26 protein-coding genes are annotated in these 25,612 nt (G+C 71.1%); 12 read left to right on the forward strand and 14 right to left on the reverse strand.

What is annotated here, in order from left to right; all coding sequences use genetic code 11:
• Positions 1-43: 43 nt before the first annotated feature.
• Together DEJ17_RS11785 and DEJ17_RS11790 are read right to left on the reverse strand one after the other, a co-directional pair.
• Positions 44-238: a DUF2795 domain-containing protein gene (locus tag DEJ17_RS11785; RefSeq protein WP_110894069.1), complete on the reverse strand. Its 195-nt coding sequence runs from the start codon at positions 236-238 to the stop codon at positions 44-46.
• 91 nt (positions 239-329) lie between these two features.
• Entirely contained in the window at positions 330-1,013 is a 684-nt protein-coding gene (locus DEJ17_RS11790; protein ID WP_110894071.1) for a TetR/AcrR family transcriptional regulator, read from the reverse strand.
• A 169-nt stretch (positions 1,014-1,182) separates the two neighbouring features.
• Between DEJ17_RS11790 and DEJ17_RS11795 the strand changes: the two genes are divergently transcribed.
• Positions 1,183-1,500: a hypothetical protein gene (locus tag DEJ17_RS11795; protein ID WP_110894073.1), complete on the forward strand. Its 318-nt coding sequence runs from the start codon at positions 1,183-1,185 to the stop codon at positions 1,498-1,500.
• A 130-nt stretch (positions 1,501-1,630) separates the two neighbouring features.
• Here the strand turns inward: DEJ17_RS11795 and DEJ17_RS11800 are convergent, their stop codons facing one another.
• The gene (locus DEJ17_RS11800; RefSeq protein WP_027467175.1) at positions 1,631-2,557 is read right to left on the reverse strand and encodes an SDR family oxidoreductase; all 927 of its coding nucleotides are present in this window, start codon (positions 2,555-2,557) and stop codon (positions 1,631-1,633) included.
• 198 nt (positions 2,558-2,755) lie between these two features.
• Between DEJ17_RS11800 and DEJ17_RS11805 the strand changes: the two genes are divergently transcribed.
• Entirely contained in the window at positions 2,756-3,502 is a 747-nt protein-coding gene (locus DEJ17_RS11805; protein ID WP_110894076.1) for a hypothetical protein, read from the forward strand.
• 32 nt (positions 3,503-3,534) lie between these two features.
• Here the strand turns inward: DEJ17_RS11805 and DEJ17_RS11810 are convergent, their stop codons facing one another.
• The 4 genes from DEJ17_RS11810 to DEJ17_RS11825 all read right to left on the reverse strand — a co-directional run bounded on the left by DEJ17_RS11810 (position 3,535) and on the right by DEJ17_RS11825 (position 8,776).
• Positions 3,535-4,317 (reverse strand): endonuclease/exonuclease/phosphatase family protein, encoded by a 783-nt coding sequence (locus tag DEJ17_RS11810; RefSeq protein ID WP_110894079.1) that lies wholly within the window; start codon positions 4,315-4,317, stop codon positions 3,535-3,537.
• 38 nt (positions 4,318-4,355) lie between these two features.
• Entirely contained in the window at positions 4,356-5,852 is a 1,497-nt protein-coding gene (locus tag DEJ17_RS11815) for an LCP family protein (RefSeq protein WP_110894081.1), read from the reverse strand.
• Positions 5,853-5,998: 146 nt separating this feature from the next.
• Positions 5,999-6,649 (reverse strand): GntR family transcriptional regulator, encoded by a 651-nt coding sequence (locus tag DEJ17_RS11820; protein WP_110894083.1) that lies wholly within the window; start codon positions 6,647-6,649, stop codon positions 5,999-6,001.
• A 12-nt stretch (positions 6,650-6,661) separates the two neighbouring features.
• Entirely contained in the window at positions 6,662-8,776 is a 2,115-nt protein-coding gene (locus tag DEJ17_RS11825) for an efflux RND transporter permease subunit (RefSeq protein WP_110894085.1), read from the reverse strand.
• 77 nt (positions 8,777-8,853) lie between these two features.
• Here DEJ17_RS11825 and DEJ17_RS11830 point away from each other — a divergent pair, with 77 nt between their 5' ends.
• Together DEJ17_RS11830 and DEJ17_RS11835 are read left to right on the forward strand one after the other, a co-directional pair.
• Positions 8,854-9,261, forward strand: coding sequence for a MarR family winged helix-turn-helix transcriptional regulator (locus DEJ17_RS11830; RefSeq protein WP_110894088.1), 408 nt, complete (start codon positions 8,854-8,856; stop codon positions 9,259-9,261).
• Positions 9,262-9,336: 75 nt separating this feature from the next.
• Positions 9,337-10,380 carry an LCP family protein gene (locus tag DEJ17_RS11835; protein ID WP_110894090.1) on the forward strand — a complete coding sequence of 348 codons (1,044 nt, stop codon included), beginning with the start codon at positions 9,337-9,339 and terminating at the stop codon, positions 10,378-10,380.
• 74 nt (positions 10,381-10,454) lie between these two features.
• On the opposite strand, the gene DEJ17_RS18165 is transcribed toward DEJ17_RS11835, so the two are convergent.
• The 6 genes from DEJ17_RS18165 to DEJ17_RS11865 form a co-directional block, all read right to left on the reverse strand.
• Positions 10,455-11,159, reverse strand: coding sequence for a transglycosylase family protein (locus DEJ17_RS18165; RefSeq protein ID WP_110894091.1), 705 nt, complete (start codon positions 11,157-11,159; stop codon positions 10,455-10,457).
• 302 nt (positions 11,160-11,461) lie between these two features.
• Positions 11,462-12,613, reverse strand: coding sequence for a 23S rRNA (uracil(747)-C(5))-methyltransferase RlmC (rlmC, locus tag DEJ17_RS11845; RefSeq protein ID WP_110894093.1), 1,152 nt, complete (start codon positions 12,611-12,613; stop codon positions 11,462-11,464).
• A gap of 7 nt (positions 12,614-12,620) precedes the next feature.
• Positions 12,621-13,484, reverse strand: a complete 864-nt coding sequence (locus tag DEJ17_RS11850) for an SMP-30/gluconolactonase/LRE family protein (protein ID WP_110894129.1) — start codon at positions 13,482-13,484, stop codon at positions 12,621-12,623.
• Between the two features lie 43 nt (positions 13,485-13,527).
• Positions 13,528-14,148: a DedA family protein gene (locus tag DEJ17_RS11855; RefSeq protein WP_110894095.1), complete on the reverse strand. Its 621-nt coding sequence runs from the start codon at positions 14,146-14,148 to the stop codon at positions 13,528-13,530.
• 67 nt (positions 14,149-14,215) lie between these two features.
• Positions 14,216-14,875, reverse strand: a complete 660-nt coding sequence (locus tag DEJ17_RS11860) for a FadR/GntR family transcriptional regulator (RefSeq protein WP_110894097.1) — start codon at positions 14,873-14,875, stop codon at positions 14,216-14,218.
• On the reverse strand, positions 14,872-15,594 hold the full coding sequence (locus DEJ17_RS11865; protein ID WP_258366783.1) for an SDR family oxidoreductase: 723 nt from the start codon (positions 15,592-15,594) through the stop codon (positions 14,872-14,874). The genes DEJ17_RS11860 and DEJ17_RS11865 overlap by 4 nt, the downstream gene beginning before the upstream one ends.
• Positions 15,595-15,639: 45 nt before the next feature.
• Between DEJ17_RS11865 and DEJ17_RS11870 the strand changes: the two genes are divergently transcribed.
• From DEJ17_RS11870 to DEJ17_RS11905, 8 genes are all read left to right on the forward strand, one after another.
• Positions 15,640-16,392, forward strand: a complete 753-nt coding sequence (locus tag DEJ17_RS11870; protein WP_110894101.1) for an SDR family NAD(P)-dependent oxidoreductase — start codon at positions 15,640-15,642, stop codon at positions 16,390-16,392.
• A gap of 101 nt (positions 16,393-16,493) precedes the next feature.
• Positions 16,494-19,406 carry a Na+/H+ antiporter subunit A gene (locus DEJ17_RS11875; RefSeq protein WP_110894103.1) on the forward strand — a complete coding sequence of 971 codons (2,913 nt, stop codon included), beginning with the start codon at positions 16,494-16,496 and terminating at the stop codon, positions 19,404-19,406.
• Entirely contained in the window at positions 19,403-19,813 is a 411-nt protein-coding gene (locus DEJ17_RS11880; RefSeq protein WP_110894105.1) for a Na(+)/H(+) antiporter subunit C, read from the forward strand. Before DEJ17_RS11875 ends, DEJ17_RS11880 begins: the two co-directional genes overlap by 4 nt.
• Complete coding sequence (locus DEJ17_RS11885) at positions 19,810-21,501, forward strand: Na+/H+ antiporter subunit D (RefSeq protein WP_110894107.1); 1,692 nt, start codon at positions 19,810-19,812, stop codon at positions 21,499-21,501. The genes DEJ17_RS11880 and DEJ17_RS11885 overlap by 4 nt, the downstream gene beginning before the upstream one ends.
• On the forward strand, positions 21,498-22,079 hold the full coding sequence (locus tag DEJ17_RS11890) for a Na+/H+ antiporter subunit E (protein ID WP_110894109.1): 582 nt from the start codon (positions 21,498-21,500) through the stop codon (positions 22,077-22,079). Before DEJ17_RS11885 ends, DEJ17_RS11890 begins: the two co-directional genes overlap by 4 nt.
• A complete protein-coding gene (locus DEJ17_RS11895; protein ID WP_110894112.1) occupies positions 22,076-22,414 on the forward strand; it encodes a sodium:proton antiporter in 339 nt (112 codons plus the stop codon). Before DEJ17_RS11890 ends, DEJ17_RS11895 begins: the two co-directional genes overlap by 4 nt.
• Positions 22,411-22,767 carry a monovalent cation/H(+) antiporter subunit G gene (mnhG, locus tag DEJ17_RS11900; protein ID WP_071245814.1) on the forward strand — a complete coding sequence of 119 codons (357 nt, stop codon included), beginning with the start codon at positions 22,411-22,413 and terminating at the stop codon, positions 22,765-22,767. The genes DEJ17_RS11895 and mnhG overlap by 4 nt, the downstream gene beginning before the upstream one ends.
• Before the next feature lie 68 nt (positions 22,768-22,835).
• A complete protein-coding gene (locus tag DEJ17_RS11905) occupies positions 22,836-24,062 on the forward strand; it encodes an ATP-binding protein (protein WP_110894114.1) in 1,227 nt (408 codons plus the stop codon).
• Positions 24,063-24,140: 78 nt separating this feature from the next.
• Here the strand turns inward: DEJ17_RS11905 and DEJ17_RS11910 are convergent, their stop codons facing one another.
• Entirely contained in the window at positions 24,141-25,382 is a 1,242-nt protein-coding gene (locus DEJ17_RS11910) for an MFS transporter (RefSeq protein WP_110894116.1), read from the reverse strand.
• Positions 25,383-25,612 lie beyond the last annotated feature (230 nt).

The following is a 25,612-nucleotide window of genomic DNA, read 5'->3' on the forward strand; positions in this document are numbered from 1 at the left end:
CACGCACCCGACCGCTTCTGCTCACCAGGTGGGCGTGCCGCGCTCAGCCGGCGTCGGACACCGCGCTCGACACCGCGGTCGGGGCGTCGTACTCGCCGTCCGGGATCGCGCGGAGTGCCTCGAGGACGCCGTCCGGGGCGCCCTCCTGTTCGGCGGTGGAGACCACCTCGTCCTTCGACGCCGGGTAGTCGATGCCGCTCAGGTACTTCTGGACCTGGATGGGGTTCGGTGCTGCCATGTCGGTTCCTTCCGTCAGGTTGCGACTCCCCGGAGTACCCGCGAGACGCTGCACGACGACGCAAGGAACGCGCTCCGCGGACGAACCGCCGTCAGATCTCCCAGCTGCCCGAGTCGTCGTCGTTCCACATCGCCAGACGGCGGGCGGCCTGCGGCTCGTACCGCTCCATCCAGCCGCGCTCGAGCCGGGCGACCGCGCGGTCGAACGCCGCCACGAGGTCGAGCTCGGCACGGAGCAGGGCCTGCAGCTGCAGCCCCTCGTACAGGGCGATGAGCTGCTCGGCGCCGCGGCGGGGGTCCATCGTGTGCGGGGCACGGCCGATCGCGACGTCGTGCTCCAGGCCGCGCTTGATCTGTGCGAAGAAGAGCTGGTAGCGCGACCGCAGGTAGGTCGCCATCGGGTGCGCCGGGTTGCCCGCGACGGACAGCAGGGCGACGAGCAGGCGCATCAGGGCCGGGTCCTCGGCGTTCGAGGCGACGATGGCGCGGAGCAGGTCCACCGTCGAGCCGTCACCGACCTCGCGCGTGACCTCGTCCATCCGGGCGCCGTTCCAGCGGTCCAGTGCGGCGAGGACCAGGCCGTCCCACGACGGGAAGTGCTGCTCCAGTTCCGCGACGCTGATGCCCATCCGCTCGGCGACCTGCACCGGCCGGGCCTCGTGGAAGGGGACGTCCCGGAGCAGGTCGACGGTGGCGCCCACGATCGTGATCCGCAGGTGCAGTGTGGCCGCCGCGGCCACTGCGGCCTGCGTGTCGGCGCTGGTGTGTTCGAGCATCGTGCCCTCCGTCGTCCCCGGACGTCCTGTCCGTGTCACCCCGGATCCGGGGCACGTCCATCCAAACGCAGAACGGGGGACACCAGAATCCCCGGTACGGGTGTCGGCACAAGGGGGGACAGACCACGACGTCGAGCCGGTTCGCGGCCGTCCGTGCGACCATGCCGACATGACCCCGAACGACCCCACTGCCCAGGGACTCGCGACCATGGCCTCGACCGGCTTCGAGTTCGGCGGCGACCCCGAGCAGGTGGCGCACGACGTCCGGGCCATGTGGGAGCAGCTCGGACAGCCCGCCGGTGCGTTCGAGGCGGCGGCCCGGGCCATCGCCGTGCTGCCCCAGCGCCCCGAGGTGCCGATCGCCGACCAGGCCCGCCGTCGCGCGTTCGAGCGGGCGATCGGCATCAACCCCGTCGAGGTCGAGCTGGTCGCCGCGATGTCAGCGCGTGAGCTCCTCGAGCGGATGGCGCGCTCCGTCAGCTGCTGACGCCACGACCCGGATCCGGAGCGGACCCGCCGACGCGACCGGAGCCGTCGACCCGACCACACGGACGACGGGAGGCGCGGTACCCGCCGGCACCGCGCCTCCCGTCAGAACCCCGTCAGGGGCAGGAGCCCTACGGCGTCGGCATCCCGCCGTCGACGTGCAGCGTCTCGCCCACGACGTACGACGACTCACCGCTGGCCAGGAACACGTAGGCCGGTGCGAGTTCGGCCGGCTGACCCCAGCGACCCAGGTAGGTCTGCTCGCCCGCGCTCGGCAGCGCCTCCGGCGGCTGACCGCCGGCCGGCTGCAGCGGCGTCCAGATCGGGCCCGGGGCGACCGCGTTGACACGGATCCCCTTCGGTGCCAGCTGCGCCGCCAGGCCCTTCGCCAGGTTGTTCACGGTCGCCTTCGTGGCCGCGTAGTGCACCAGGTGCGGCGACGGGGCGTACGCCTGGATCGACGTCGTGTTGATGATCGTGGAGCCGGGCTGCAGGTGCGGCACCGCTGCCTTCGTGATCCGGAACGTCGCGTAGGCGTTCGTCTTGAAGGTCTCGTCGAACTCCTCGTCGGAGATCTTGGTGATGTCGTCGACGTTCTGCTGCTTGCCGGCGTTGTTCACCAGGATGTCGAGGCCGCCGAGCTGTTCGACGGCGTCGGCCACGAGCTGCTCGCAGACCTCGAGCGAGGTGATGTCGCCCGGCAGCGCCACCGCCTTGCGTCCGGCTGCCTCGATGAGGCCGACGATACGGTCGGCGTCCTCCTGCTCCTCGGGCAGGTACGAGATCGCGACGTCCGCGCCCTCACGGGCGTAAGCGATGGCCACGGCGGCGCCGATGCCGGAGTCACCACCGGTGACGAGCGCCTTGCGGCCGGTCAGACGACCGGAGCCGCGGTAGGTGTCCTCACCGTGGTCGGCGGGGACGTTCTGCGCCATCTCCGCGTCGGTACCCGCACCCTCGAGGTACTGCTCGTCGGGCTTCTTGTCGGCGTACATCTTCGTGGGGTCCTGCATCACGTACTGGTCAGGCCCGGTCTGGTCGTTCTGCTGGTCCGTCATGCCGCCGACGGTACGCAGGGGGTCGCTACGGGCCGTCCAGGAGGCTGTCCCCCGCCGCGCGGAGCGGCCTGCGTCCGCCGACCGCACCGGTCCAGGGCTGCAGGTGCGTGATCCTCGTTTGTCACGGTCCGGTGACGGGCAGGCCCCGATTCGGTAACACCTGTCGTTCTGCCCGGGTCGAGGTCGTACCGTCGAACGGTGACTCCTCGGACCCTGCTGGCGCTCGGCGCCGCCGTGCTGGCCTTCTCGGCCGGTGCGCTCGCGTTCGACGGCGGCACCGGCATCGGCGGCGACGTGGCAGTGGCCGCCGAGACCTCGCACGACGCCGCCCCGGTGCACGTGACGAAGGCGGAACTCCGGCGGGTGGACTCGATCGAGCTCGACGCCGAAGCCCTGGTGCTCCGGAACGGCGACGACACCGTGGTCGAGTCCTCGATGCGCGACTCCGGCCTGACCGTGAGCGTGCTGAACCGCCTGCTCGGCACACCGTCGCGCACGCAGACGGCCGAGGGCGACGGCGGAGCGTGCTTCCCCGCGGGTACCACCTACACCTGGGGCGGCGCGATCCGCGTCGCAGCACTGACCACCGACGCCGCGGCCGGCAACGCCGTCGAGATCCGGGTGCTGCGCGACTCGGTCCGCAGCACGCTCGGCAAGCGGATCGAGCTGACCGGCCCGGGCGGCGTCCGGGTGGGCGACGACATCGCGGACGAGATCGCTGACGCTCCCCGTTCGGAGCGGGTCTCCTACGGCTCGGACGACTCGCGTGCCTGGCAGCTCCTGCTCCGTGAAGGCTGGGCCGACCGGCGCGACGACGATGACGACGACGAGTCGACCAAGCACGGGGTCGACCCCGGGACCAACGGGGTCTCCGCCCTGACGAACGAGACGACCGTCACGGTGCTCGGTTCGCCGATGCCCGTCCACGCGCAGCGGAGCTGCTGACAGCAAGCAGAGCGCGGAGTTGCTGGGGCGGCTCAGACCCGCAGGGTCGTGACCACCGGGAAGTGGTCGCTGGCGAACCACGTCTCGGGTCCGTCGTGGTCGATCACGGCCCCGTCCACAGCGCTGACGCCCCGGGTGAGCACCCAGTCGATCCGCTCGCCCGAGTCGGCCGGCGGCTGCCAGTCGTTGAACGTGGCGGTGCGGTCGGACGGGTCCCCCGCGGTCAGCCAGGCGTCGGCGAACCCGGCCTCGGCGAACACCCGCGAGGCCGCGCCGCTCCCCGCGGGTTCGTTGCAGTCCCCCGCGAACACGACCGGGCCGGTGGTGCCCGCCAGGCGTTCGGCGATGAGGGCGGCGCTCCGACCCCGGACCTCGTCACCGTGCGGGCCGGGCTCGTGGTCCAGGTGCGTGGTGAGCAGGGTGAACGCGGACCCCTCGGCGTCGAGGAACCGGGCGTGGTTGGCGATCCGCGGGTACAGGCTGCCCCACGTGTTCGAGACGGGTTCGTCCGGGGTGTCCGACAGCCAGAACGATCCCTCATCGGACGGGCGGAACCGGTCGCGACGGTAGAAGACGGCCGCGTGCTCGCCGGCGTCGCCGCCCTCGCGCCCCTGCCCGACGTCGGCGTGGTCCGGCAGGCCCGCACGCAGGTCGTCCATCTGGTGTGCGAAGGCCTCCTGCACGCACAGCAGGTCGGGGTCGTGCCGGCGGATGAGGTCGAGCACGACCGGCAGGCGGGCCGGCCAGTCGTGCGCGGGGTCCGGGTTCTTGATGTTGTAGGTCATCAGGACGATCGGGCGTGCGGCGCTGGTCACACCGTGAACCTACCGATCGGTTGCCCGGCGGGTTCCCATCAGTTGATGCAGGTGCCCTCGGTGCCGTAGTTGTGCACGTCGGTCGACTTGGGCGTCGGCTCCTTCGCGGGCTGCTTCGTCGGCTTCGAGGCCGAACCGCCGGCGGCCGGGGTCGAGGCACCGGCGGTCGGCTCGGTCGCGATCGGCTTCGCGGTCTTGCCGTCGGTACCGAGCACCAGCGTCACGCCGGCGACCGCGCTGGTCCGGACCGGGACGGCGCCGGGCACTGCGGACGCGACGGCCTTCGCCTGCGACTCCTGGCCGGCGGGGTACTGCACCTGGGTGACCTTGGTGGTGGGCGACGACCCGGCGGGGGCGACCTGGAACCCGCGGGCCGTCAGGACCTGTCCGGCGCTGGTGGCCGCACCCTCGACGCCGCTGCCGTTCAGCACGGTGAGCGACGTGTTCGCAGGCTGCGCCCGACCGGCCTTGGTGTAGGCCTCGGGCTCGCCGACCAGGCCCTGCACGAACGCTGGCAGGCCGACGGTGTCGACCTCGACGATCGACAGCGCGGAGCCGTTGACGTAGATCGTCGGGGTGCCGAGGGTCGGGATCGTGGCCGACTGGATGTTCCCGGGTCGAAGGTTCCGCATCTGTGAGGCGAGGTCGACCAGGTTGGTGTCGGTCTGGATCGATCCGCCGACGGCCTTGAGGATGTTGCCCATCTTCACCGGGTTGAGCAACGTTCCCGCGGACGTGACCTTCCGCGCCTCCTGCGACAGGAAGTACTGCTGGCGGACGTTGCGGTCCAGGTCGCCGTTCGGCAGGCCGTGGCGCTGACGCACGAAGGACAACGCCTCCTTCGCGTTCAGCGAGGACTTGCCCGCGGGCAGGTCCACGCCCGAGTACGGGTCGCTGGTGGCCTGGTTCAGGCAGACCTGCACCGGTCCGAGCTCCTTGACCACCTGGTAGAAGCCGAGCAGCGAGACGCGGACGTAGTGGTCGATCTGCAGACCGCTCAGGTTCTCGATCGTCTTGATGAGCATCTTCGCACCACCGGTGTCGCCGCCACCGTTGAGCGTGCCGTAGTAGAAGGCGCTGTTGAGCTTGCCCTTGCCGACGTCCGGGATGTCGACGTACGAGTCGCGGGGGAACGAGATCATCGTCGCCTGGCTGCCGTCGGCGTTGATGTGCAGGACGATCATCGTGTCCGTGTTCGTCGCGCCACCGTCCGACGTCGTGCTCAGTTCAGCCATCTGCTCGGGGGTGGCGTTCTCCGGCCGGTGGTCGTCACCGACGAGCAGGATGTTCTGCGCCTTGCCGTCGACGTCGTCCTTCTTGTCCTTGTTGCCGGTGATCGCGTTGACGATCGTGACGCCGTCGGACAGCTGGTTGTACGCGTACGCCGCGTACCCGCCGCTCAGCACGACGGCCATGGTGAGCACACCCGCGATCGCCGGGAACACCACTCCCGCTCGTCGCTTCTGGCGCCCGTGGCGCGGCGTCGCAGCACCGCGGTGCGCGGGCTCGGTCGTCTGCTCGGGTTCGTTGCTCACCGGGAAACCATAACCGCCGCGCGGGGAACGGACATGGGATGCGCCTGGAAGGTCGCCCCGTAGTCGCCGTCACCCCATGGCGGACGGGAGGCCCGTGGCGGCGTCGCCACGGGCCTCCCGTCCGTCCCCTGGTCGCGCTCGTCGCGCTAGTCGCGCGACGGGAGCAGGTGGATCGCCTCCATGGCGAGCTCGGCCGCGATGGGGTCCTTCGCCAGGACCGCTTCGCGGAGCTTGGTGAGCTCGGGCAGGATCACGTCGGCAGGCAGCAGCTCGGCGAGTTCCGGCACGCGGAGCTTGAAGGACAGCCCGTCGGTGGTGGCGTTGCAGAGCTGCACGAGGGACGGGTTGCCGCAGGCGTCCGCCCACATCGAGTAGACGTTCGCGCCGTCCCGCGCGACCTGGTCCTGCTCGTCGGCGCTCACCCGTGCGTGCACGTCGTCGAGCATCTTCACGATCTTCTTGCGCTGCGCGTCCGTGAACCGGGGCACCGCGAGCCGCACGACGCCGCCGTAGATCACGCCGAGGGTGCGGTACGCGTCGAGGAGCTCTTCCTTCGTGGGCGCCGCGACCCTGGTGTAGCGGTTCGGCGCCATCTCGATCAACCCGGCCCGGGCGAGTTCGGCGAGGGCTTCACGGATGGGGGTGCGGGACACGCCCAGCCACGCGATGAGGTCGTCGTCGTTGAGCCGTTCGCCGGGCTCGAGCGTGCCGTCCATGATGGCGTCGCGGATCTTGTCCTGCACCGTGTCACGGAGGAGCTTGCGCTCCGCAGCGGGCTGCGTCGAGGGAACTGGCATGCGCCCAGCGTGTCACATGTCAGGGTCGGTGCGCGAGAGGCGCGACGGCCACCAGGCCCGGTGCCCGAGGTCGTACGCCAGCGCCGGCACGAGCAGCGAGCGGACCACGATCGTGTCCAGCAGGACGCCGAACGCGACGACGAACGCGATCTGCACGAGGAACAGGATCGGGATGACGCCGAGGGCGGCGAACGTGGCAGCGAGCACGACGCCAGCCGACGTGATCACCCCGCCGGTCACCCCGAGTCCGCGCAGGACACCCTCGCGTGGACCGTGTCGCAGCGCCTCCTCGCGCACCCGGGTCATGAGGAAGATGTTGTAGTCGACGCCGAGGGCCACCAGGAACACGAACGAGTACAGCGGCACGCTCGGGTCGGCTCCCGGGAAGTGGAACACGTGGTCGAAGACGAGCGCACCGACACCGAGGGCCGCCGCGAAGGACACGATCACGCTGCCGATCAGGACGAGCGGCGCGACGATGCTGCGGAGCAGGAGCATCAGGATCAGGAGGATCACGACGAGCACCACGGGGATGATGAGCGTGCGGTCACGGATCCCGGTGTCGTTCGTGTCGACCGCCGTCGCGGTGACGCCACCGACGATCGCTCCCGGGTCGACCCGTTCGACGGCGGTGCGGAGGTCGCGGACGGTCTGCTCGGCGGCGTCCGAGTCGGCGGCGTCGGACAGCGTGGCCTCGAGCAGGACGTCACCGCGGGAGACGGTCGGCGTGCCGCTGCCGGCGGCGTCCCCGGTCAGCGGGACGGTACCGGCGGGACTGTCCTTCGCTGCGGCGACCACACCGTCGACCCCGTCCACCGCGGTGATCGCGTCGACGAGCTGGTCGAGGTCGCGCTCCGCGCCGATGACCTGCGCGGGGCTGCCGGAACCGCCGGGGAAGTGGTCGGCCAGCACGTCCTGACCGTCACGGGCCTCGGACGACCCGATGATCAGATCGCTCTGCGGAACCCCGTCCGCCTTGAGTCCGAACAGGCCGGCACCCATTGCGAGCAGGCCGACCGTGCAGACGATCCACACCACCCGGGACCGACGGGCGACGAGCCGGCCGACGCGCGCCCAGATGCCTCGGGCGTCCGGACCGGTGAGCTCGGGGTGGGCGCTGCCGAACGCCGGACGCAGCGGCCAGAACGCCGCGCGACGGAACGCGAGCAGCAGCGCGGGCAGGAGTGTCAGGGCAGCGAGCAGGCTGAACGCTATGCCGATGGCCGCGACGGGGCCGAGCGCCTTGTTCGAGTTGAGGTCGGAGAGCAGCAGGCAGAGCACCCCGACGATCACCGTGCCTCCCGAGGCCAGGATCGGCTCGAGACTCCCACGCAGGGCGGCCTTCGTCGCGTCCCAACCGGTCCGGTGGTCGCGCAGCGCCTCTCGGAAGCGCGAGGTGTACAGGAGCGCGTAGTCCGTCGCCGCGCCGATCACCAGGATCGACAGGATCCCCTGCACCTGCCCGTTGACCGTCACGATGTCGGCCTTGGCGAGCCACCAGACCACGAGGATCGAGGCGCACAGGGCGAAGGTCGCGGTACCGAGCACGAGGACGGGCAGCAGGGGTGATCGGTAGACGATGATCAGGATCACGAACACCGCGGCGAGCGCCACCCCGAGCAGCAGTCCGTCGATGCCGGCGAAGGCCTCGGTCAGGTCCGCCGTGAACCCGGCGGGACCGGTGACGTAGCCGCTCACACCGGACGGGAGCGCACCGTCGACGTCGGCCCGGATGGCCTCGACCGCGTCCCCGGTCTCGGCGTCCTGCGTGAGCGTGGCGACGATCTCGACCGCGTCGCCGTCCTCGCTCCGGATCACCGGACTGACGGCCTCGACGTCCGCGCGGTCGGACAGTGTCGTGGCGAGCGCCTTCGCGTCGCCGAGGTCGGTCGACGTCAGCCCGCCGTCACGCTCGAGGACGATGATCGCGGGCGCCCCCGACTCGTCGCGGAACTCGGAGGACCGTTCCTGCACCTTGGTGGCGTCGGCCGAGGCGGGCAAGAAGGAGGTCTGGTCGTTGGTGGAGACCTCGGAGATCTTGCCGAAGAAGGGACCGCCGACCGAGGCGATGCCGAGCCAGACCACGATGACGAGCGCGGGGAGGACGATGCGGAGGAAGCGGGACACGTCGGCGAGCGTACACCGATCGTCAGCATGCTGATTACTTGACGGTCGAGCGCCCCTGCCGACCGTAGAATCACGACATGCAGGACACGACCGAGCAGTGGCCCCTCGGGCGCCTGCTGTCCGCGGCCGCACGGTCCGTCGAACGGGACTGGGACGAGCGCCTCCGTGCCATCGGGCTCTCGCACGCCGCGGTCGTCGCGATCGACATCCTCATCCGGACCGGTCCGACCGGCGCGGACACCATCGCGCGCACGGCCCGGGTCCAGCCGCAGACGATGTCGCGCACCCTCGAACGGATGGAGCGGGACGGCCTGGTCGAGCGCTCCCCGCACCCAGCCGATCGTCGGCGCCGCGTCGTGAGCGTGACACCCGCCGGTCGCTCTGCGTGGGAGACCGCGCGGCACATGGAGCGCGAGGTCCTCCCCGAGGACCCGGCACTCCGGGCAGCGCTGGGCGAACTGCTCGCAAAGCCGCAGTCCGAGTGACACACTGTTCTTGAAATACCACATGCGATAAGATCCTGTGGTCGGTGCGTGCCGACCCGACCACAGGAGCACTGCATGTCCGAACGCCGAGCCGCCCGAGCTGCCGCAGCACACGTCCACCGCGCTCCCAGCCGCAGCACGCGACGACGGCGACCGCTCCTGGTCGCCCTGGTGGCGACGCTCGCCTCGCTCGTCGGCGTCGCCCTGGTCGTCGCCGTCGTCGCGAGCGTGTTCGTCGGCGGGCTCGCACGCAGTTTCGACGCCGGACGATCGACCATCACCGACCCGTTCCCGAGCGGTGCCCGACCGACGCCCACGGTCGGCGAGAACATCCTGCTCATCGGGTCCGACTCCCGGGCGCAGGGCAGCCCAGACGGTGGACCTGCGGTGGCCGGCGGCCGCTCGGACACCCTGATGCTGGCGCACGTCCCTGCCGATCGTCAGCACGTCTACCTGATGTCGATCATGCGGGACTCCTGGGTCGAGGTCCCCGGGCACGGGCGCGCCAAGATGAACGCCGCGTACGCCTGGGGCGGGGTACCCCTCACCGTGCAGACGGTCGAGCATCTCCTGGACGTCCGGGTCGACCACGTCGCCGAGATCGACTTCACGGGGTTCGAGGACATGACCGATGCGCTCGGCGGCGTGACCGTGTCGTCCCCGCAGGCCTTCTCGACCGGCCACCACGACTTCGCGGCGGGGAAGAACCACCTCGACGGCTCCGACGCGCTCGCCTTCGTGCGGGAGCGCCACGCATTCGCCGACGCCGACCACACCCGGGTCCGGAACCAGCAAGCGTTCATGCGCGGCGTCGTGAACGGGCTGCTGTCCCGCGGCACCGTCACCAACCCCGGGCGAATCCAGGACTTCGTCGCCGCGACGAGCGAGCACCTGTCGGTCGACGCGGGGTTCTCGTTCGCACGGATGGCGGAATTCGGGTGGTCGCTCCGAGCGGTCCGCGCCGACGACCTCGTGACCTTCACCGTGCCCACCGCGGGCGCCGGGACGTCCCCGGACGGACAGTCGATCGTGACCCTGAACCAGCTCGCCGTCGGATCCCTGTCCCAGGCGCTCCGCTCCGACGACGTCGCCGGCTGGCTCGCCGACAACCCGCAGTGACGCAACGCCGCGCGCACGACGACGCCCCACGACTCGAGGTCGTGGGGCGTCGTCGTGTTCGGTCTGCGGAGAGATCAGGCGGGGAGCTGGAGCTCCTGGCCGGCGTAGATCAGGTTCGCGTCGTCGATGGTCGACGTGTTCGCGGCCCAGAGCTGCTTCCATCCGCCGTCGATCCCGAGCTTCGTCGAGATCGTGTCGAGCGTGTCACCCGAGGCGATCGTGTACGTCTTGCCGCTCGTCTTGACCGGGGCCGGCTTGCTCGGCGTCGTCGCCGCCGGGGCGGGCGTCGACTCGGTCGTGCTCGGCGCGGCCGGCTGCGGGGCGGCCTGCTCGGCAGGAGCCGGAGCCGGAGCGGCCGGCTGCGGGGCGGCCTGCTCGGCGGGGGCCGGAGCCGGTGCGGGGGCCGGAGCCGCCGCGGCGGGGGCTGCGCCGCTGGTGCCGCTCAGCCCGAGCTGGGCGGAGCAGGCGGGCCATGCACCCCAACCCTGCGAGGCGAGGACACGCTCGGCGACGGCGATCTGGGCCTCGCGGCTGGCGGAGGCGGGGTTGCCCGCGCCACCGTTCGCCTGCCAGGTACCGAGGTTGAACTGCAGGCCGCCGTAGTAGCCGTTGCCGGTGTTGATGGCCCAGTTGCCGCCGGACTCGCACTGCGCGAGCTGGTCCCAGGTCGAACCGGCCGCTGCGTTCGCGGGGGCTGCCGCGAGGCCGACACCGGTCGCGGCGATGCCTGCGAACGCCAGGCCACCGACGATGGTGCGGGTACGGGAAAGCTTCTTCATGTGATTGCTCCACCGGGGTCACGAGCCGCATCTGCTGCGGAATCCACTGCCCACCCCGACCGATCGCGGTCAATTGTGGGGGTGCGCCACCGGGGGCAGTGGTCATCGGGCCGGCGGCACCTCGGTCGGCAACCATAGGAAACTCTTGACCGTTATCAAACCGAGACAAACGGTTCTACCCGTGTATGCTATGTACCCCTACCCCGAACCTGAACGGGCGCATCCCCATGGGCATGGTGATCGAGCCGTACCCGGGTACGTGTCCTTGGCAATTCGCTGGCAATGCCGCCTGGTGCTCGGGATCAACCCCGTGTGAGCAGGGTCACGGCCTCGAGGTGACCGGTCTGCGGGAACATGTCGAGCACCCTGGCCCGACGCAGCCGGAACGACGGCATGCGTGCCAGGTCCTTCGCCAGGGTCACCGGGTTGCAGCTCGAGTACACGACGTGCTGCACGTCCGACTCCTCGAGCCAGGTCGACAGCCGCTCTCCGATCCCGCGACGCGGCGGGTTCACCACGACGAGCTCGGGCACCGCGTCCGGACGGGCCCGGAGTGCGTGCTCGGTCGCGTCGTCGGCGGCGAACCGGAGGCCCTCGAGGCCGGCCTCACGAGCGGACTGCTCGGCGGAGCGGATCGCCTCGGCACTCGTCTCGATGCCGGTCACCACGCGGCCGGGGCGGGCTGCGTGCAGCGCGAACCCGCCGACGCCGCAGTACAGGTCCCACATCGTCGCGGGATCGAGCTCGTCGATCCAGGCCGTCGCCTGCGCGTACAACTCGGTCGCGACGCCGGTGTTCGTCTGGAAGAAGCTCTGTGGCCGCAGGTGCATCGTGATCCCGCCGAGCCGCATCGGCAGCGTCTCCTGCTCGGTCAGCACGATCTCGCGGTCGCCTTCCGTGACGGCCTTGTGCTCGGGCAGCAGGTTGACGGTCACCACGACCGCGTTCGGCAGTGCTGCGTGCAGGGCACCGAGGTGCTGCCGGAGCCGCGGCAGCTGTCCCTCGGAGCGCAGCACGAACCGGATCATCAGCTCGCCGTCGGGCGACTCGGTGACCAGGACGTACTTCAGCTCGCCCCGGCGCGCGGCGACGTCGTACGGGATCAGCCCCGCGGTCGAGACGAACTCGGCCAGCACGGGCAAGGCGTGCCGGATGCCGGGCGAGCAGATCCCGCAGTGCCGCAGGTCCACCCCGCGCTGCCGGTGGTCGAGGATGCCGACGGTCGGGTGCTGGACGGATCCGCCCACGACCATCTTCGCCTTGTTCCGGTACCCCGACTCCGGGCTCGTGATCGCGGGCGCCCAGGAGACCGTACCGGGGCCCCCGGCAGCCTCGACCGCGTCGTGCAGGAGCTCGCGCGTCCGGAGTTCCTTGTCGAGGACCTGGTCGGCGTAGGGCTGACCCATGAGCGTGCACGACCGGCACACCCCGCGGTCGAAGTAGTCGCACTGCATGGCCGAGTCAGGATACGGCAGCGTCCCGCGTCGTCGTGGCGATCCGGTACACCGACGTCGTCGCGGTCAGGAAGAGCGTCGTGCCGTCGTCGCCGCCGAAGCACAGGTTCGACGTGACCTCCGGCACTGCGACCTCTCCGATCCGGGCTCCCTCGGGGTCGAACACGACGACGCCGCGGTGGGTGGACGACCAGACGTTCCCGTGCACGTCGACCCGGATGCCGTCCGGCGCTCCTTCTCCGGGCTCGAGACGCGCGAACACCCGGCCGTTCTTCAGCAGGTCGCCACGGCGGTCGTACGCGCGGATGACCGGCTCGTCGCCCGACGAGCTCGCGATGTACAGCACCCGCTCGTCCGGGGCGAACGCCAGGCCGTTCGGCTCGTCCAGGTCGGTCGCCACGGGTCGCAGGTCCCCGCCCTCCGGTCCGCACCGGAACACCCAGTGGTCGCCGTACTCGCGCACGCCCGGGTGCCCCTCACGCGGCTGGGTGATGCCGTAGGCGGGGTCGGTGAACCAGACGCCGCCGTCCCGCGCGACCACGACGTCGTTCGGGGAGTTGAAGCGACCCCCGTCCCACACGTCGACGATCGGCGTGACGACTCCGTCGCGGTCACGCTCGACCCGACGCAGGCCGTGCGAGCACTGCACGACGCTGCCGTCCCGATCGAGCGTGCGGCCGTTGGTGAACTCGACACCGTCCGCGTACACCGAGGTCTCCCCTGAGTCGGCGTGCCACTGCAGGATCCGGTCGCCAGGGATGTCGGACCACCGCAGCGTGCGCGTCGACTGGATCCAGCAGGGCCCCTCCGCCCAGGTGCTGCCGGTGGCGATGCGCTCGAGCGCGTCGAGGTCGGGAACGAGGTCGTCCAGCAGCACGGGTTCTCCTTCGAACGGGGTGCCCACCTTACGTTCGTCAGGCCGCGGCCGCCGCCTCGCTGCGTCGTCGCACGGCCTTCTCGATCGCGGAGATCGCGAGGCCGAGCAGGATCGACGCCACGACCGCGAGGGTCGTGACGAGGAGAGGCTGCTCGCGGCTCCAACGCCCGGTGGCCGAGGCGATGCCGACGCAGTACGCCGCCCAGACGACGTCGGCGAGCACGCAGCTGACCAGGAAGCGCCGGAGGTCGAGCCCGCTGTCCGCGCCGACCAGGTTCGTCGTCAACCGACCCATCGGGATGAAGCGTCCGAGCACCGCAATGCGACCGGGAGCAGCACGGTAGCGGCCGTCGATGGCATCCCGGGCCGCGCGGACCTTCGGACGCGAGAACCACGACCTCGAGCCGAGGTCGACCGAGCGCGCCAGGTGGTACAGCCCGAGGTCGCCGAGGACCATGCCGATCGAGGCCGCGACGACGAGGAACAGGACCGGCAGGAGACCACCGTCACCGCCGACCAGGAGCGTGCCGATCGCGACGACGAGCGCCTGGCTGGGAAGGAAGACCGCGACACTGCCCACGGCGAGCACGAGGCCGACCACGAAGAACGCCCACGGGGTACCGACGAGCTGGACGACCAGGTCCTGTGCTGCGTCCACGACTCACCCTCCACGGGCACCGGAGGGGCACACCGGGGTCCATCCTCGCAGGTCCGGGGCGCTCCACTCACGTGCGGTCGACGATCGCCCGCATCGTCGAGGCCGCTTCGTCCGGGCGACCGTCGAGGACGGCATCGGCGAGAGCGAGGTGGAGGCCGACGTCGTGCCGGTCCGGGCGGACGCTCCCGCGTTCGCGCAGCACCTGGCCGACGACCTGGTGCAGTCGTCGGTACAGCGCGTTGCCGGACAGGTCGAGCACGAGCGCGTGGAACCGCACGTCCGCGATCACGAAGTCGAGGCGGTCGTCGCGGGTCGCGGCGGCGGCGAGTTCGTCGGCGGTGGTGCGGAGGGCCTCGCGTCGGTCCACGAACTCGTCGAGCGCTGCCCGTCGGGCTGCTGCGGCAGCGGCGGCGGGTTCGACCGCCGCACGCAGCTCACGGAGCTCGGCCGCCACGCGGTCGCCGTCCGGGCCCCGCAGCCGCCACCGCACCACGCGCGGATCCAGGACGTCCCACTCCCGCACGCCGAGGACGGTCACGCCGACCCGCTGCCGCGCGGTGAGCAGGCCGAGGGCGACGAGGACTCGGACGGCCTCGCGGACGATGCTGCGACTGGCACCCGTCCAGGCCACCAGGTCGTCGATGCTCCGGCGGCTGCCCATGGCGACGGCACCGGAGACGACGGCGGCACCGACCTGATCGAGGACCCGTTCGAAGGTGGTCGTCACCGCTGCGAGACAGGCGACAGCACGAGCTCGTCGATGCGCACGTGCGCCGGCGCCCCGAGCACGAACGCGACCGTCCGCCCCACGTCCTCCGGCTGGAGCATGTGCTGCCGGGCGGCCGCATCGGGGACCTCCGGCCGCTGGTCGAGGAAGTCCGTCGCCACGTCACCCGGACACAGATGCGTGGCACGGACGCCGTGCTCGGCCTCCTGCTGGTTGAGCGTGCGGACGACCGAGGCGAGCGCGGACTTGCTCGCCGAGTACGCGACACCCGCCCCCGGCTGGAAGGACCAACCGGCGTACGACGACACCACGACGACCACGCCGCCGGCCACGCGGAGCGCCGGCAGCGAGGCGTCCACCAGCGTGACGACGGCGGTGAGGTTCGTGTCCACGATCGCGCGGAAGTCGGTGAGCGACTGGTCGTCCCACCGGCGTCGCGGGGCGTTGAGCCCGGCCGCCAGCACGAGCCCGTCGAGCCGGCCGTGCCGCTCGAGCACGGCGTCCCGCGCGGCGGTGACGGCTTCGGGGTCGCTCGCGTCGAGGGGCAGGACGTCCGCGGTTCCCCCGGCGTCACGGATGGCACCCGCGACCTGCTCGAGCCGGTCCGCACGGCGTCCGCTCAGCGCCACGGTCCAGCCGTCCCGCGCCGCCGCCTCGGCAGTCGCGGCACCCATGCCGCTGCCCCCACCCGTGACCCAGAGCACCCGCTGATCCGTCATACTCGAATAGTATGCCTATTCAAGGCACCGACGACGGGAGCAACGATGCACCTCGACCTGACCGACCGTGTGGTGGTCGTGACCGGCGCAGCGCGCGGGATCGGCCGCACGCTCGCCGCCCGCTTCGTGGACGAAGGGTGCCGCGTCGTCGCGCTCGACCTGGCCTTCGAGCCGGACTTCCCGCTCGACCACGTCGTGTGCAACGTCGCCGACCCGGAGTCGGTGCGCGACGCAGTGGACGAAGTCGTCGGGCGGCACGGCACGGTCGACGTGCTGGTGAACAACGCCGGCATCAACGTCACGGGCACGGTCGCCGAACTCGAGTGGGACGCCTGGCGCCGCTGCATGGACGTGAACCTCGGCGGGACGTTCCTGATGAGCCAGGCCGTGGCGCCGGTGATGCAGGCCGCCGGACGCGGTCGGATCATCAACGCCGCCTCGTTCGCAGCGATCGTGCCCAGCGTCGGGAGCGCGGCCTACGCGGCGTCGAAGGCCGCCGTCGTCTCGTTCACACGGGTCCTGGCGTCGGAGCTCGGTCCGTGGGGGATCACCGTGAACGCGTACGCACCCGGCATGGTGCCGACGGCGATGAACGGCTTCGCGACGATGCCGACCGATGCGCAGGACCGCCTGCTCGACACGCTGTCGCTCCGCCGGTGGGAGACTCCGGACGACGTCGCCGACCTGCTCGTCTTCGTGGCGAGCGACGCCTCGGGGTACATCACCGGGACGCTGCTCGACGTCTCCGGCGGCAAGCTCGCGACCCAGATCCCCGCTCGCGCGCACGGCCGTACCTGAGCGGACTGCTGTCCGGCCGCACAGGTTCTCCACATGGGTCGCTTCGTAAGCTGTGAGAGCCCAGTGAGCCGGACTGCAGCCCGACCCCGAGGAGGTGCCCGATGGTCCTCGTCCTCGTCGCGTTCGCGATCGTCGCCCTGATCGTCCCCGCCCTGACCCCCGTCCTCGGCCGCCGCGTCTTCTACGTCGCGGCCCTCGCCCCCGCCGCGGCGGCGGTGCTGACGACCGCCCAGACCGACGCCGCCCTGCACGGCAGCGTCGTCGAACGGCACCAGTGGGTCCCTCAGCTCGACCTCGACGTCACGCTGCGGATGGACGCCCTGTCGTGGGTGCTCGCACTGGTCGTGTCGATCGTCGGCGCGTTGGTGCTGGTCTACTGCGCCTCGTACTTCGAGCGGGACGAACCCGGGCTCGGTCGGTTCGCCGGGGTCCTGACCGCCTTCGCCGGCTCGATGTACGGACTCGTGATCGCCGACGACGTCATCGTGCTGTTCGTCCTGTGGGAGGCCACGACGGTCTTCTCCTACCTGCTCATCGGGCACGACGCCGCGAAGCGTGCCAGCCGCGCCGCCGCCATGCAGGCCCTGGTCGTCACCACCGCCGGTGGTCTGGCGATGCTCGCGGGCCTCGTGATGCTCTCGGTCACGGCGGGCACGACCTCGCTGTCCGCGATCGTCGCCGATCCCCCGAGCGGCACGGTCGTCTCGGTGTCGGTGGTCCTGGTGCTGCTCGGAGCGCTCACGAAGTCGGCGATCGTGCCGTTCCACTTCTGGCTCCCCGCCGCGATGGCTGCCCCGACCCCGGTCAGCGCCTACCTGCACGCCGCGGCGATGGTGAAGGCCGGCATCTACCTGGTGGCCCGGCTCGCCCCAGCGTTCGCGCTGCTCGACGGCTGGCGCGAGACGATCACGCTGCTCGGCGTCGCCGGGATGCTCGTCGGCGGGTACCGGGCGCTGCGGCAGACCGACCTCAAGCTCCTGCTCGCCTACGGCACCGTGGCCCAGCTCGGGTTCCTCGTGCTCGCCGCCGGCTGGGGTGCCCCCGCGGTCGCCCTCAGCGGGGTCGTGCTCCTCGTGGCCCACGCCGCCTTCAAGTCGACGCTCTTCCTCGTGGTCGGCGCGATCGACCACGTCACGGGCACGCGTGACCTCGGCCGGCTCAGCGGACTCGGGCGTGCCCGCCCGTGGCTCGCGGTCGTCGCGGTGCTCGCGCTGGTGTCGATGGCCGGGATCCCGCCGACGATCGGGTTCGTCGCGAAGGAGGCCGTGCTGACCGGGTTCATCGAGTCCCTGCACGGCCCCGACGCCGGCTGGGCCTGGTTCGCCCTGATCGGCGTGACCGTCGGTTCGGTGCTGACCGTGGCCTACTCGCTGCGGTTCCTGTGGGGTGCCTTCGCCCGGAAGCCCGGCGTCGCGACCAACGAGCCGCACGCCCTGCACGGCCTCGCCGTCGTGCCCTCGGTGCTCGCGCTGGCCGGGCTCGCACTCGGCTTGCTCACCCCGGTGGTCGCCGACGGCATCGAGCCCGCGGCGACGACGGCAGCGCTCGGCGGCGAGGAGGTCCCGCACCTCGCGCTCTGGCACGGCCTCGAACCCGCACTCGGCCTGTCCGCGATCACCCTGGTCGGCGGCCTCGCACTGTTCGCCCTGCGCCGCCCGGTCGAGGCGCTCCAGCACCGGCTCGCCGGGTTCCCGAGCGCCGCGGGCACCTACCGGCACGGCATGCGACTGCTCGACCGGGGCGCGACCGGACTCACCGCGAGCCTGCAGCGCGGCTCGCTCCCCTACTACCTGACGGTGATCCTCTCGGTGTTCGTCGCCGGAGCGCTCGCCAACCTGGTGCTCGGCGGTCCGTGGGAGTTCCACGTCCGGTTCGCTGACTCGTGGGGCCAGGTCCCGGTGGTGATCGTGATGTCGATCGCCGGCATCGCGGTGCTCACGGCGAAGACCCGGTTCGCCGCCGCGGTCCTGGTCGGCGTCACCGGCTACGGCCTCTCCGTGCTGTTCGTCCTGCACGGTGCCGTCGACCTCGCCCTGACGCAGCTCGTGGTCGAGACGGTCACCCTCATCGCCTTCGTCCTGGTCCTCCGACGGCTGCCCCCGCGCATCGCGACGACCAACCCGTCGCGGTTCCGGGTCGTGCGGGCACTCTTCGCCGGGCTCGCGGGGCTGACGCTGGCGATCGTCGTCGTCGTGGCTGCCTCCGCCCGCACAGCACGCCCCCTCTGGCTCGACCTGCCCGCACTGACGAGCTCGTTCGGGCACGGTCTGAACGTCGTGAACGTCGCGCTCGTCGACCTGCGCGGCTGGGACACCCTCGGTGAGCTCACCGTCGTGGTCGCCGCGGCCACCGGTGTCGCGAGCCTGATCTTCGTGAACTCGCGCGAAGACACCCTGCCCCGGCTGCGCGACCTGCCGGAGACCCTGACCGCGAACGGCGAGCGCACCGACGGTGAGCCCCGCGCCTGGCTGCCGACGAGCGCCGCGATCCCGACCGGCCGCTCGGCACTGCTCGACGTGGTCGTCCGACTGCTGTTCCACGGGCTGATCGTGCTGTCGCTCTACCTGCTGTTCGCCGGGCACAACTCGGCTGGCGGCGGGTTCGCCGGTGGCCTGGTCGCCGGCATCGCGCTCGCCGCCCGGTACCTGGCCGGCGGACCGGCCGAACTCGGTGCCGCGGCCCCGGTGCGCGCCGGCCGCCTGCTCGGCCTGGGTGTCGCAACGGCCGCCATCACGGCGATCGTGCCGCTGTTCTTCGGCCGCGAAGCCCTGTACTCCGAGTTCTTCGAGGCCACGGTCCCGATCCTCGGACACGTCGAGTTCGTCACCGCGACGTTCTTCGACATCGGCGTGTACCTGGTCGTCGTCGGCCTGGTGCTCGACGTCCTCCGCAGTCTCGGCGCCGAGGTCGACCGGCAGCGCCTCGAGGACGCCTCGACCCCGACCCGCGACACCACCGAGGGGTCCGTCAGCGACGCGCTCGATGCCCCCACCCCGGAAGGGAGCGCCACATGACCGTCACCCTCGTCCTCGTGATCGCGATGGCGGTGCTGTTCTCGTGCGGCGTCTACCTGCTGCTCGAACGCTCCCTGACCCGGATGCTCCTCGGCTTCCTGCTGCTCGGCAACTCGCTCAACCTGCTGCTGCTGGTGATGTCCGGCGCCGCGGGCGACCCCCCGATCGGCACGAGCGCCGAGGGCATCACCGACCCGCTCCCCCAGGCGTTCGCCCTGACCGCGATCGTGATCACCTTCGCCGTGAGCGCGTTCCTGCTGGCCCTGATCCACCGGTCGTGGCAGCTGTCCCGCGCCGACGAGGTCGAGGTCGACGAAGCCGACGTCGCCATCGGTCGCGAGCGAGACGAACCGGCCGACGAGGACCCGGAGACCACCACCGACGCAGAACAGGAGGCGACCCGATGACCTGGCTCGTCCCGCTCCTCGTCCTCGTCCCGCTGCTCGGTGCCGCGGTCGCGCTCGGACTCCTCCGGCACCAGAAGCTCCAGCGCGCGATCACCGTCGTGGTGCTCGTGGTCGCGCTGGCGGTCGCCGCCACGCTCATGGTCCTGGTCGACCGGCACGGCACGATCGTGGTGCAGGTCGGTGGCTGGGACGCCCCGTACGGCATCTCGCTCGTCGTCGACCGGTTGAGCGCGCTCCTGCTCACGGTCAGCGCGAGCGTCCTGCTGCTCGTCCTGCTGTTCTCGATCGGCCAGGGGCTGGCCGCCGACGACGAGGACGCCCCGGTCACGATCTTCTACCCGACCTACCTGGTGCTGGCCGCAGGCGTGCTCGACTCCTTCATCGCGGGTGACCTGTTCAACCTGTACGTGGCGTTCGAGATGCTGCTGGTGGCGAGCTACGTGCTCATCACCCTGGGCGGCAGTGAGCAGCGCGTCCGGGCCGGCACGACGTACATCGTCACGAGCCTGATCGCGTCGGCGATCTTCCTCGCCGCCATCGGCCTGGTCTACGGCGCCACCGGCACGGTGAACATCGCGCAGATCAGCGAGCGCGTCGCCGACCTGCCGGAGCACGTCCAGCTGCTCCTGCACACGATGCTGTTGATCGGGTTCGGCATCAAGGCGGCCGTGTTCCCGCTGGCGTTCTGGCTGCCGGACTCGTACCCGACGGCCCCGGCGCCGGTCACCGCGGTCTTCGCGGGCCTGCTGACCAAGGTCGGCATCTATGCAATCATCCGGCTCGAGACGGTGATCTTCCCGCGACCACAACTCAACGAGGTGCTGCTCGTCGTCGCCGCACTGACGATGGTCGTCGGGGTGCTCGGCGCGGTGTCGCAGACCGACGTGAAACGGCTGCTGTCCTTCACGCTGATCAGCCACATCGGCTTCATGGTGATGGGCGTCGGCCTCGGCACCGTCGCGGGTACGGCGGCCGCGGTGTTCTACACGGTGCACCACATCGTCGTGCAGACCACGCTGTTCCTGGTGTCCGGCCTGATGGAACGTGTCGGCGGGACGACCTCGACCCGGTCGCTCGGCGGACTGCTGAAGGCCGCACCACTGCTGGCCGCCCTGTACCTGATCCCCGCGTTCAACCTGGGCGGGATCCCGCCGTTCTCCGGCTTCATCGGCAAGCTCGGCCTGTTCCGCGCCGCCGCCGAGGACGGTTCCCCGATGGCGTACGTCACCATCGGCGCCGGCGTCGTCACCTCGCTGCTCACCCTGTACGCGCTCATGCGGGTCTGGGACGCCGCCTTCTGGCGGCCGAAGCCTGCGGCCGAGGCCGCCGCCCCACATGCGACGAGCGCCGAACCGCACGCCCACCTGCGGTCGCCGGAACCGGCTCCGCTCACCGTCTCCGAGGAGACGGGCGAGGCGTACCACCCGGGAGGCTCGGTGACGGTCACCGACGCACCGCACGCGACCCGTGCCTCCAGTCCGACCACCGGCGCGTCCGAGGCGATCGGCGAGGCTCCCGAGAAGGTGCGCCTGCCGCGCATGCTCGTCGGTGTCACGACGATCGCGGTGCTCGGGTCCGTCGCCCTCACCGTCGTCGCCGGCCCGCTCTACGGCTACGCGACCCGCGCAGCGGAGTCGCTGGAGTCGCCCGACCGCTACGTACAGGCCGTGCTCGGAGGTGGACGATGACCGACGTCCGCCGCATCTCCAACGCCAGGCGGATCGCACTGGCGTGGCGCTACGACGTGCCCCTCGTCGCGGGACTCACCGTGCTCTGGGCGCTGCTCTGGGGGTCGTGGACCCCGCTGACGCTGCTGTGCGGCATCGTCGTGGCACTCCTCGTCACCCAGGCGCTGCCGCTCCCGCCCGTCCCGCTGTCCGCACGGTTCTCGATCGTGCACGTGCTGCGGTTCCTGGTCGTGTGGTCCGGGCTCGTCGTCGTGGCGTCGTTCCGGGTCGCGTGGGTCGCGTTCCGTCCCCGCGGTGTGCGGCGCAGCTCGATCACGCTCGTGCAGCTGCACTCCACGTCCGAGATGACCTTCACGCTGGCCACGCTCGCGATCTCGCTCGTGCCCGGCTCGTACGTCGCCGACGTGGACCTGCGGCGACGGCGCCTGCTGCTCCACGTGCTCGACACCGAGCGCCTGGACCAGGTCGAGGACGAACGCCGCGTCGCACTCCGGATCGAGGCCATGGTCATCCGCGCACTGGGGTCGAAGCAGGACGTCTCCGAGCTGTCCGAGCCGCTGCCGGAGGTGACCCGGTGAGCCCCGCCGTCGTCGTGATGGGGATCGCGATCGTGCTCGTCCTCGCCCTGCTGGGTGCCACCCTGGCGCTGGCGGTCTACCGGATCGTGCGCGGGCCGACCATCCTCGACCGCATGATCGGCTCCGACATGGTGCTGACCACCGTGCTCGTGGTGATCGCCGCCGCGATGGTCATCCGCCAGGACCTGACCGGCATCCCCGTGCTCGTCGTGATCTCGGCGACGAGTGTGTTCGCCACGGTCGCCGTGGCCCGGGCCGTCACGCCCTCGGCTGACCCGTCCGACGAGGGACTGACCGTCACCACCCCCGAGCGTGCCGAGGAGGACCAGCCGTGATCGAGATCATCGAGTCGTTCGTCGACGACGCCGGCATCCGCGCCTGGATCGCCATCGGGCTGCTGCTCGTCGGATCGCTGCTGTCGCTCGGTGCCGGGGTCGGCATCGTCCGGTTCCCGGATCCGCTCGTCCGTCTGCACGCGATGGCGAAGCCGCAGGTGCTCGGGCTCGCGCTCGCCCTGGCCGCCATCGTCGTCGCGGTGTGGACGTGGACGGCGTTCTGGGTCGTGCTGCCGATCATGGTGTTCCAGCTGTTCCTGGTGCCGGTGTCGACGCACATGATCGCCCGCGCCGGGCTGCGCGCCGACGACTACCGGCACGAGGACCTGCTCGTCGACGACACGGAGTCCTGACCGTTTACAAGCGTTATCTCATTTTATGTGCGATGACTAAAGCGGTCTAAACTCGATAAGCTGCCGCAGTGGACAGCGTCAGGAATCCCTACACGCCCAATGCAGGCGCCACTCCGGAGATCGTGGCCGGGCGCGTCGAGCACACGCGGGCCTTCGAGGTACTCCTGCAACGTCTCTCCCGAGGACGCACCGACCAGTCGCTCATCATGACCGGGCTCCGCGGCGTCGGCAAGACGGTGCTCCTCAACGAGTTCGCCGACCTTGCTCGGACCGCGAAGTGGGAGGTCGTGGAACTGGAAGCAAGCAAACACGACGACGGCCAGTTCCGGCAGACGATCGCCTCACTGCTCCGATCAGCCCTGCTCCAGATCTCTCCGCGGAAACGGTGGACGGACCGTGCACGTCGAGCAGCCGAAGTCCTCACCGCGTTCGGGATGTCCGTCGCCCCGGACGGCACCTGGTCCATGACCTGGGACGTCGAGCCAGCTGAAGGACTCGCTGACCACGGCGATCTCGCCTTGGACCTGACCGACGTGCTCGTCGCGCTGGGCGAAGCCGCACAGGAGCACGGACGCGGGGTCGCGATCCTCGTCGACGAGGTGCAGTTCCTGCGGTCCGCGCAGCTCGAAGCGCTGATCCAAGCCCTGCACAAGACCGTGCAGCGGAAACTCCCGATCACCTTCGTCGGGGCTGGGCTCCCCCAGATCGCAGAACTCGCCGGGGATGCGAAGTCCTACGCAGAGCGGCTCTTCCGGTTCCCCGAGATCGATTCGCTCGGCGACGACGACGCACGAGAGGCGCTCATCCGCCCCGCGGAGCTCGAGGACGCGTCCTACGATCCGGACGCGGTCCATCTCGCACTGGAGATCACCAAGGGCTACCCCTACTTCATCCAGGAGCTCGGGTACCAGGCCTGGGAGATCGCGGCCGGCCCAGTCATCACCCTCGACGACATCGATGCAGCCCGCGAGGGCTACCTCACGAAGCTCGATCGGTCGTTCTTCCGGGTGCGACTCGACCGGGCCACGGGGCTGCAGACCGCGTACCTCCGCGCGATGGCTGAGCTCGGGCCGGACGCCCACAAGGCCTCCGACGTCGCAAGAGTGCTGCACCGAGAATCCACCCAACTCGGGCCGACGCGCGCGGAACTCATCGACATGGGCCTCCTGTACACACCGGAACACGGGTTCGCCGCCTTCACTGTGCCGGACTTCGACCAGTTCATGCTGCGGGCCGTACCGGAGCTCGTCATCCCGGAAGTGCGGCGGCGACCCCGCCGCGGGACCGGTTCTTGACCACCTGACGGTGACGGACCGGAGGCCCGTGGCGGCATCGCCACGGGCCTCCCTTCCGTCAGGTGGTCACGTTCGCGGTCAGGCGGTCGCGACCCGACGCGGGAGCAGCAGGTTGAGGACCGCGGCGACCACGACGATCGCGGCGGAGACCGCCGGCAGCAGCATCGCTGCGGCGGTGCCGTGGTGCTCGGCGACGTCACCGGTGATGGCGGAGGCGATCGACTGGCCGACGATGACGGCGGACCCGAGGATCGTCATGGTGGTGGCGGAGCGGCCGACGGGTGACCGGTCCGAGCCGAGGCTGTACTGGGCGACCAGGGTCGGGCCGATCCCGACGCCCATGATCGCCAGGACGACACCCGCGGCGACGACGGAGTCGGCGCTGGCGAACGCGATCGCGCCGGCGAGGAGGACGACGCCGAAGACGAGCCAGCGCCAGCCGAGGCCGAAGGCCCGGGGGAACGCCGCGGACCCGAGTGCCAACCCGGCGGAACCGATGCCCATCAGGCCGTAGAGCAGGCCGGCCTGCGAGGCCTCGCCGTGGGTCTCCATGAACGCCGTCAGCGAGGTGAGCGTCGAGCCGAAGAACAGGCCGATGCCGAGGATGCCGACCACCACGACGACGAGCCGCGGACGCAGGAGCTGCCGTGCGGGTGCCTGCGTCGACTCCGCGTGCTGGCCGACCACGAGCTTGCCGGTCGGGTGCAGCGCGAACGCCGTGACGAACACGAACGTCAGGACCGAGGCGCCGGCGACGGCCACCCACGGGGCGATCGCGCTGGCGAGGATGCCGACCAGGAACGGGCCGATGATGAAGACGGTCTCGTCGGCGGCGGACTCGTAGGCCATGGTGCCGCTGAGGGTCCTCTCGTGCCGTGCCGGGGCCATGCGCTGCCGGATGATCGCGACGAGCCGCGTGCGGGACATCGGGGCGACCTGCGGGGCCGAAGCGCCGATGCAGAAGGCGACCGCGAGGACGGCGAGGTCGGGCGCGGTGCCGCTGACGACGAACGGGAAGAACCCGAGCAGCGCCGCGTTCACCAGGCCGACGGGGACGAGCACCGCCCGCTGGCCGAAGCGGTCCGCCGCGGCGCCGACCATCGGGCCGAAGATCGCGGATCCGATGCCGACGGCGGCGGAGTTGATGCCGCCGAGGGCGACGGAGTCACGGGCGGCGACGACGAGGGTCAGGACGCCGACCACCATCATCGCGAACGGGAGCCGGGCGATGAACGCCACCGGGAAGTACCAGCGACCGGCGAGGGAGACGAGGGAGCGGTCCGGAGCGGGCGGGGCGTCGGTTGAACGAGTCTGGAGCATTGGGGTGTGCCTTCTCGGCCCGCCCGGTTCGGTGGCGGCGGACCCATCGGGTGCCGCCGTTGTCCGCCGGGGAGCCGGCGGCCGGTAGATACACACTGCGTGTTGTCGAACGCTGTCGATGGTACCAACCGGCGGCCGCGCCCCGGCGGAGTTCGGTCCGGAGCCGTCCCGGCGGTCACGACACCCCGTCGGCAGTCCGCGGAGCGGTCGCAGACCGTCGCCTGCGGCGC

It is taken from the genome of Curtobacterium sp. MCSS17_011 (assembly GCF_003224275.1).
In the GTDB taxonomy this organism is placed as follows: domain Bacteria; phylum Actinomycetota; class Actinomycetes; order Actinomycetales; family Microbacteriaceae; genus Curtobacterium.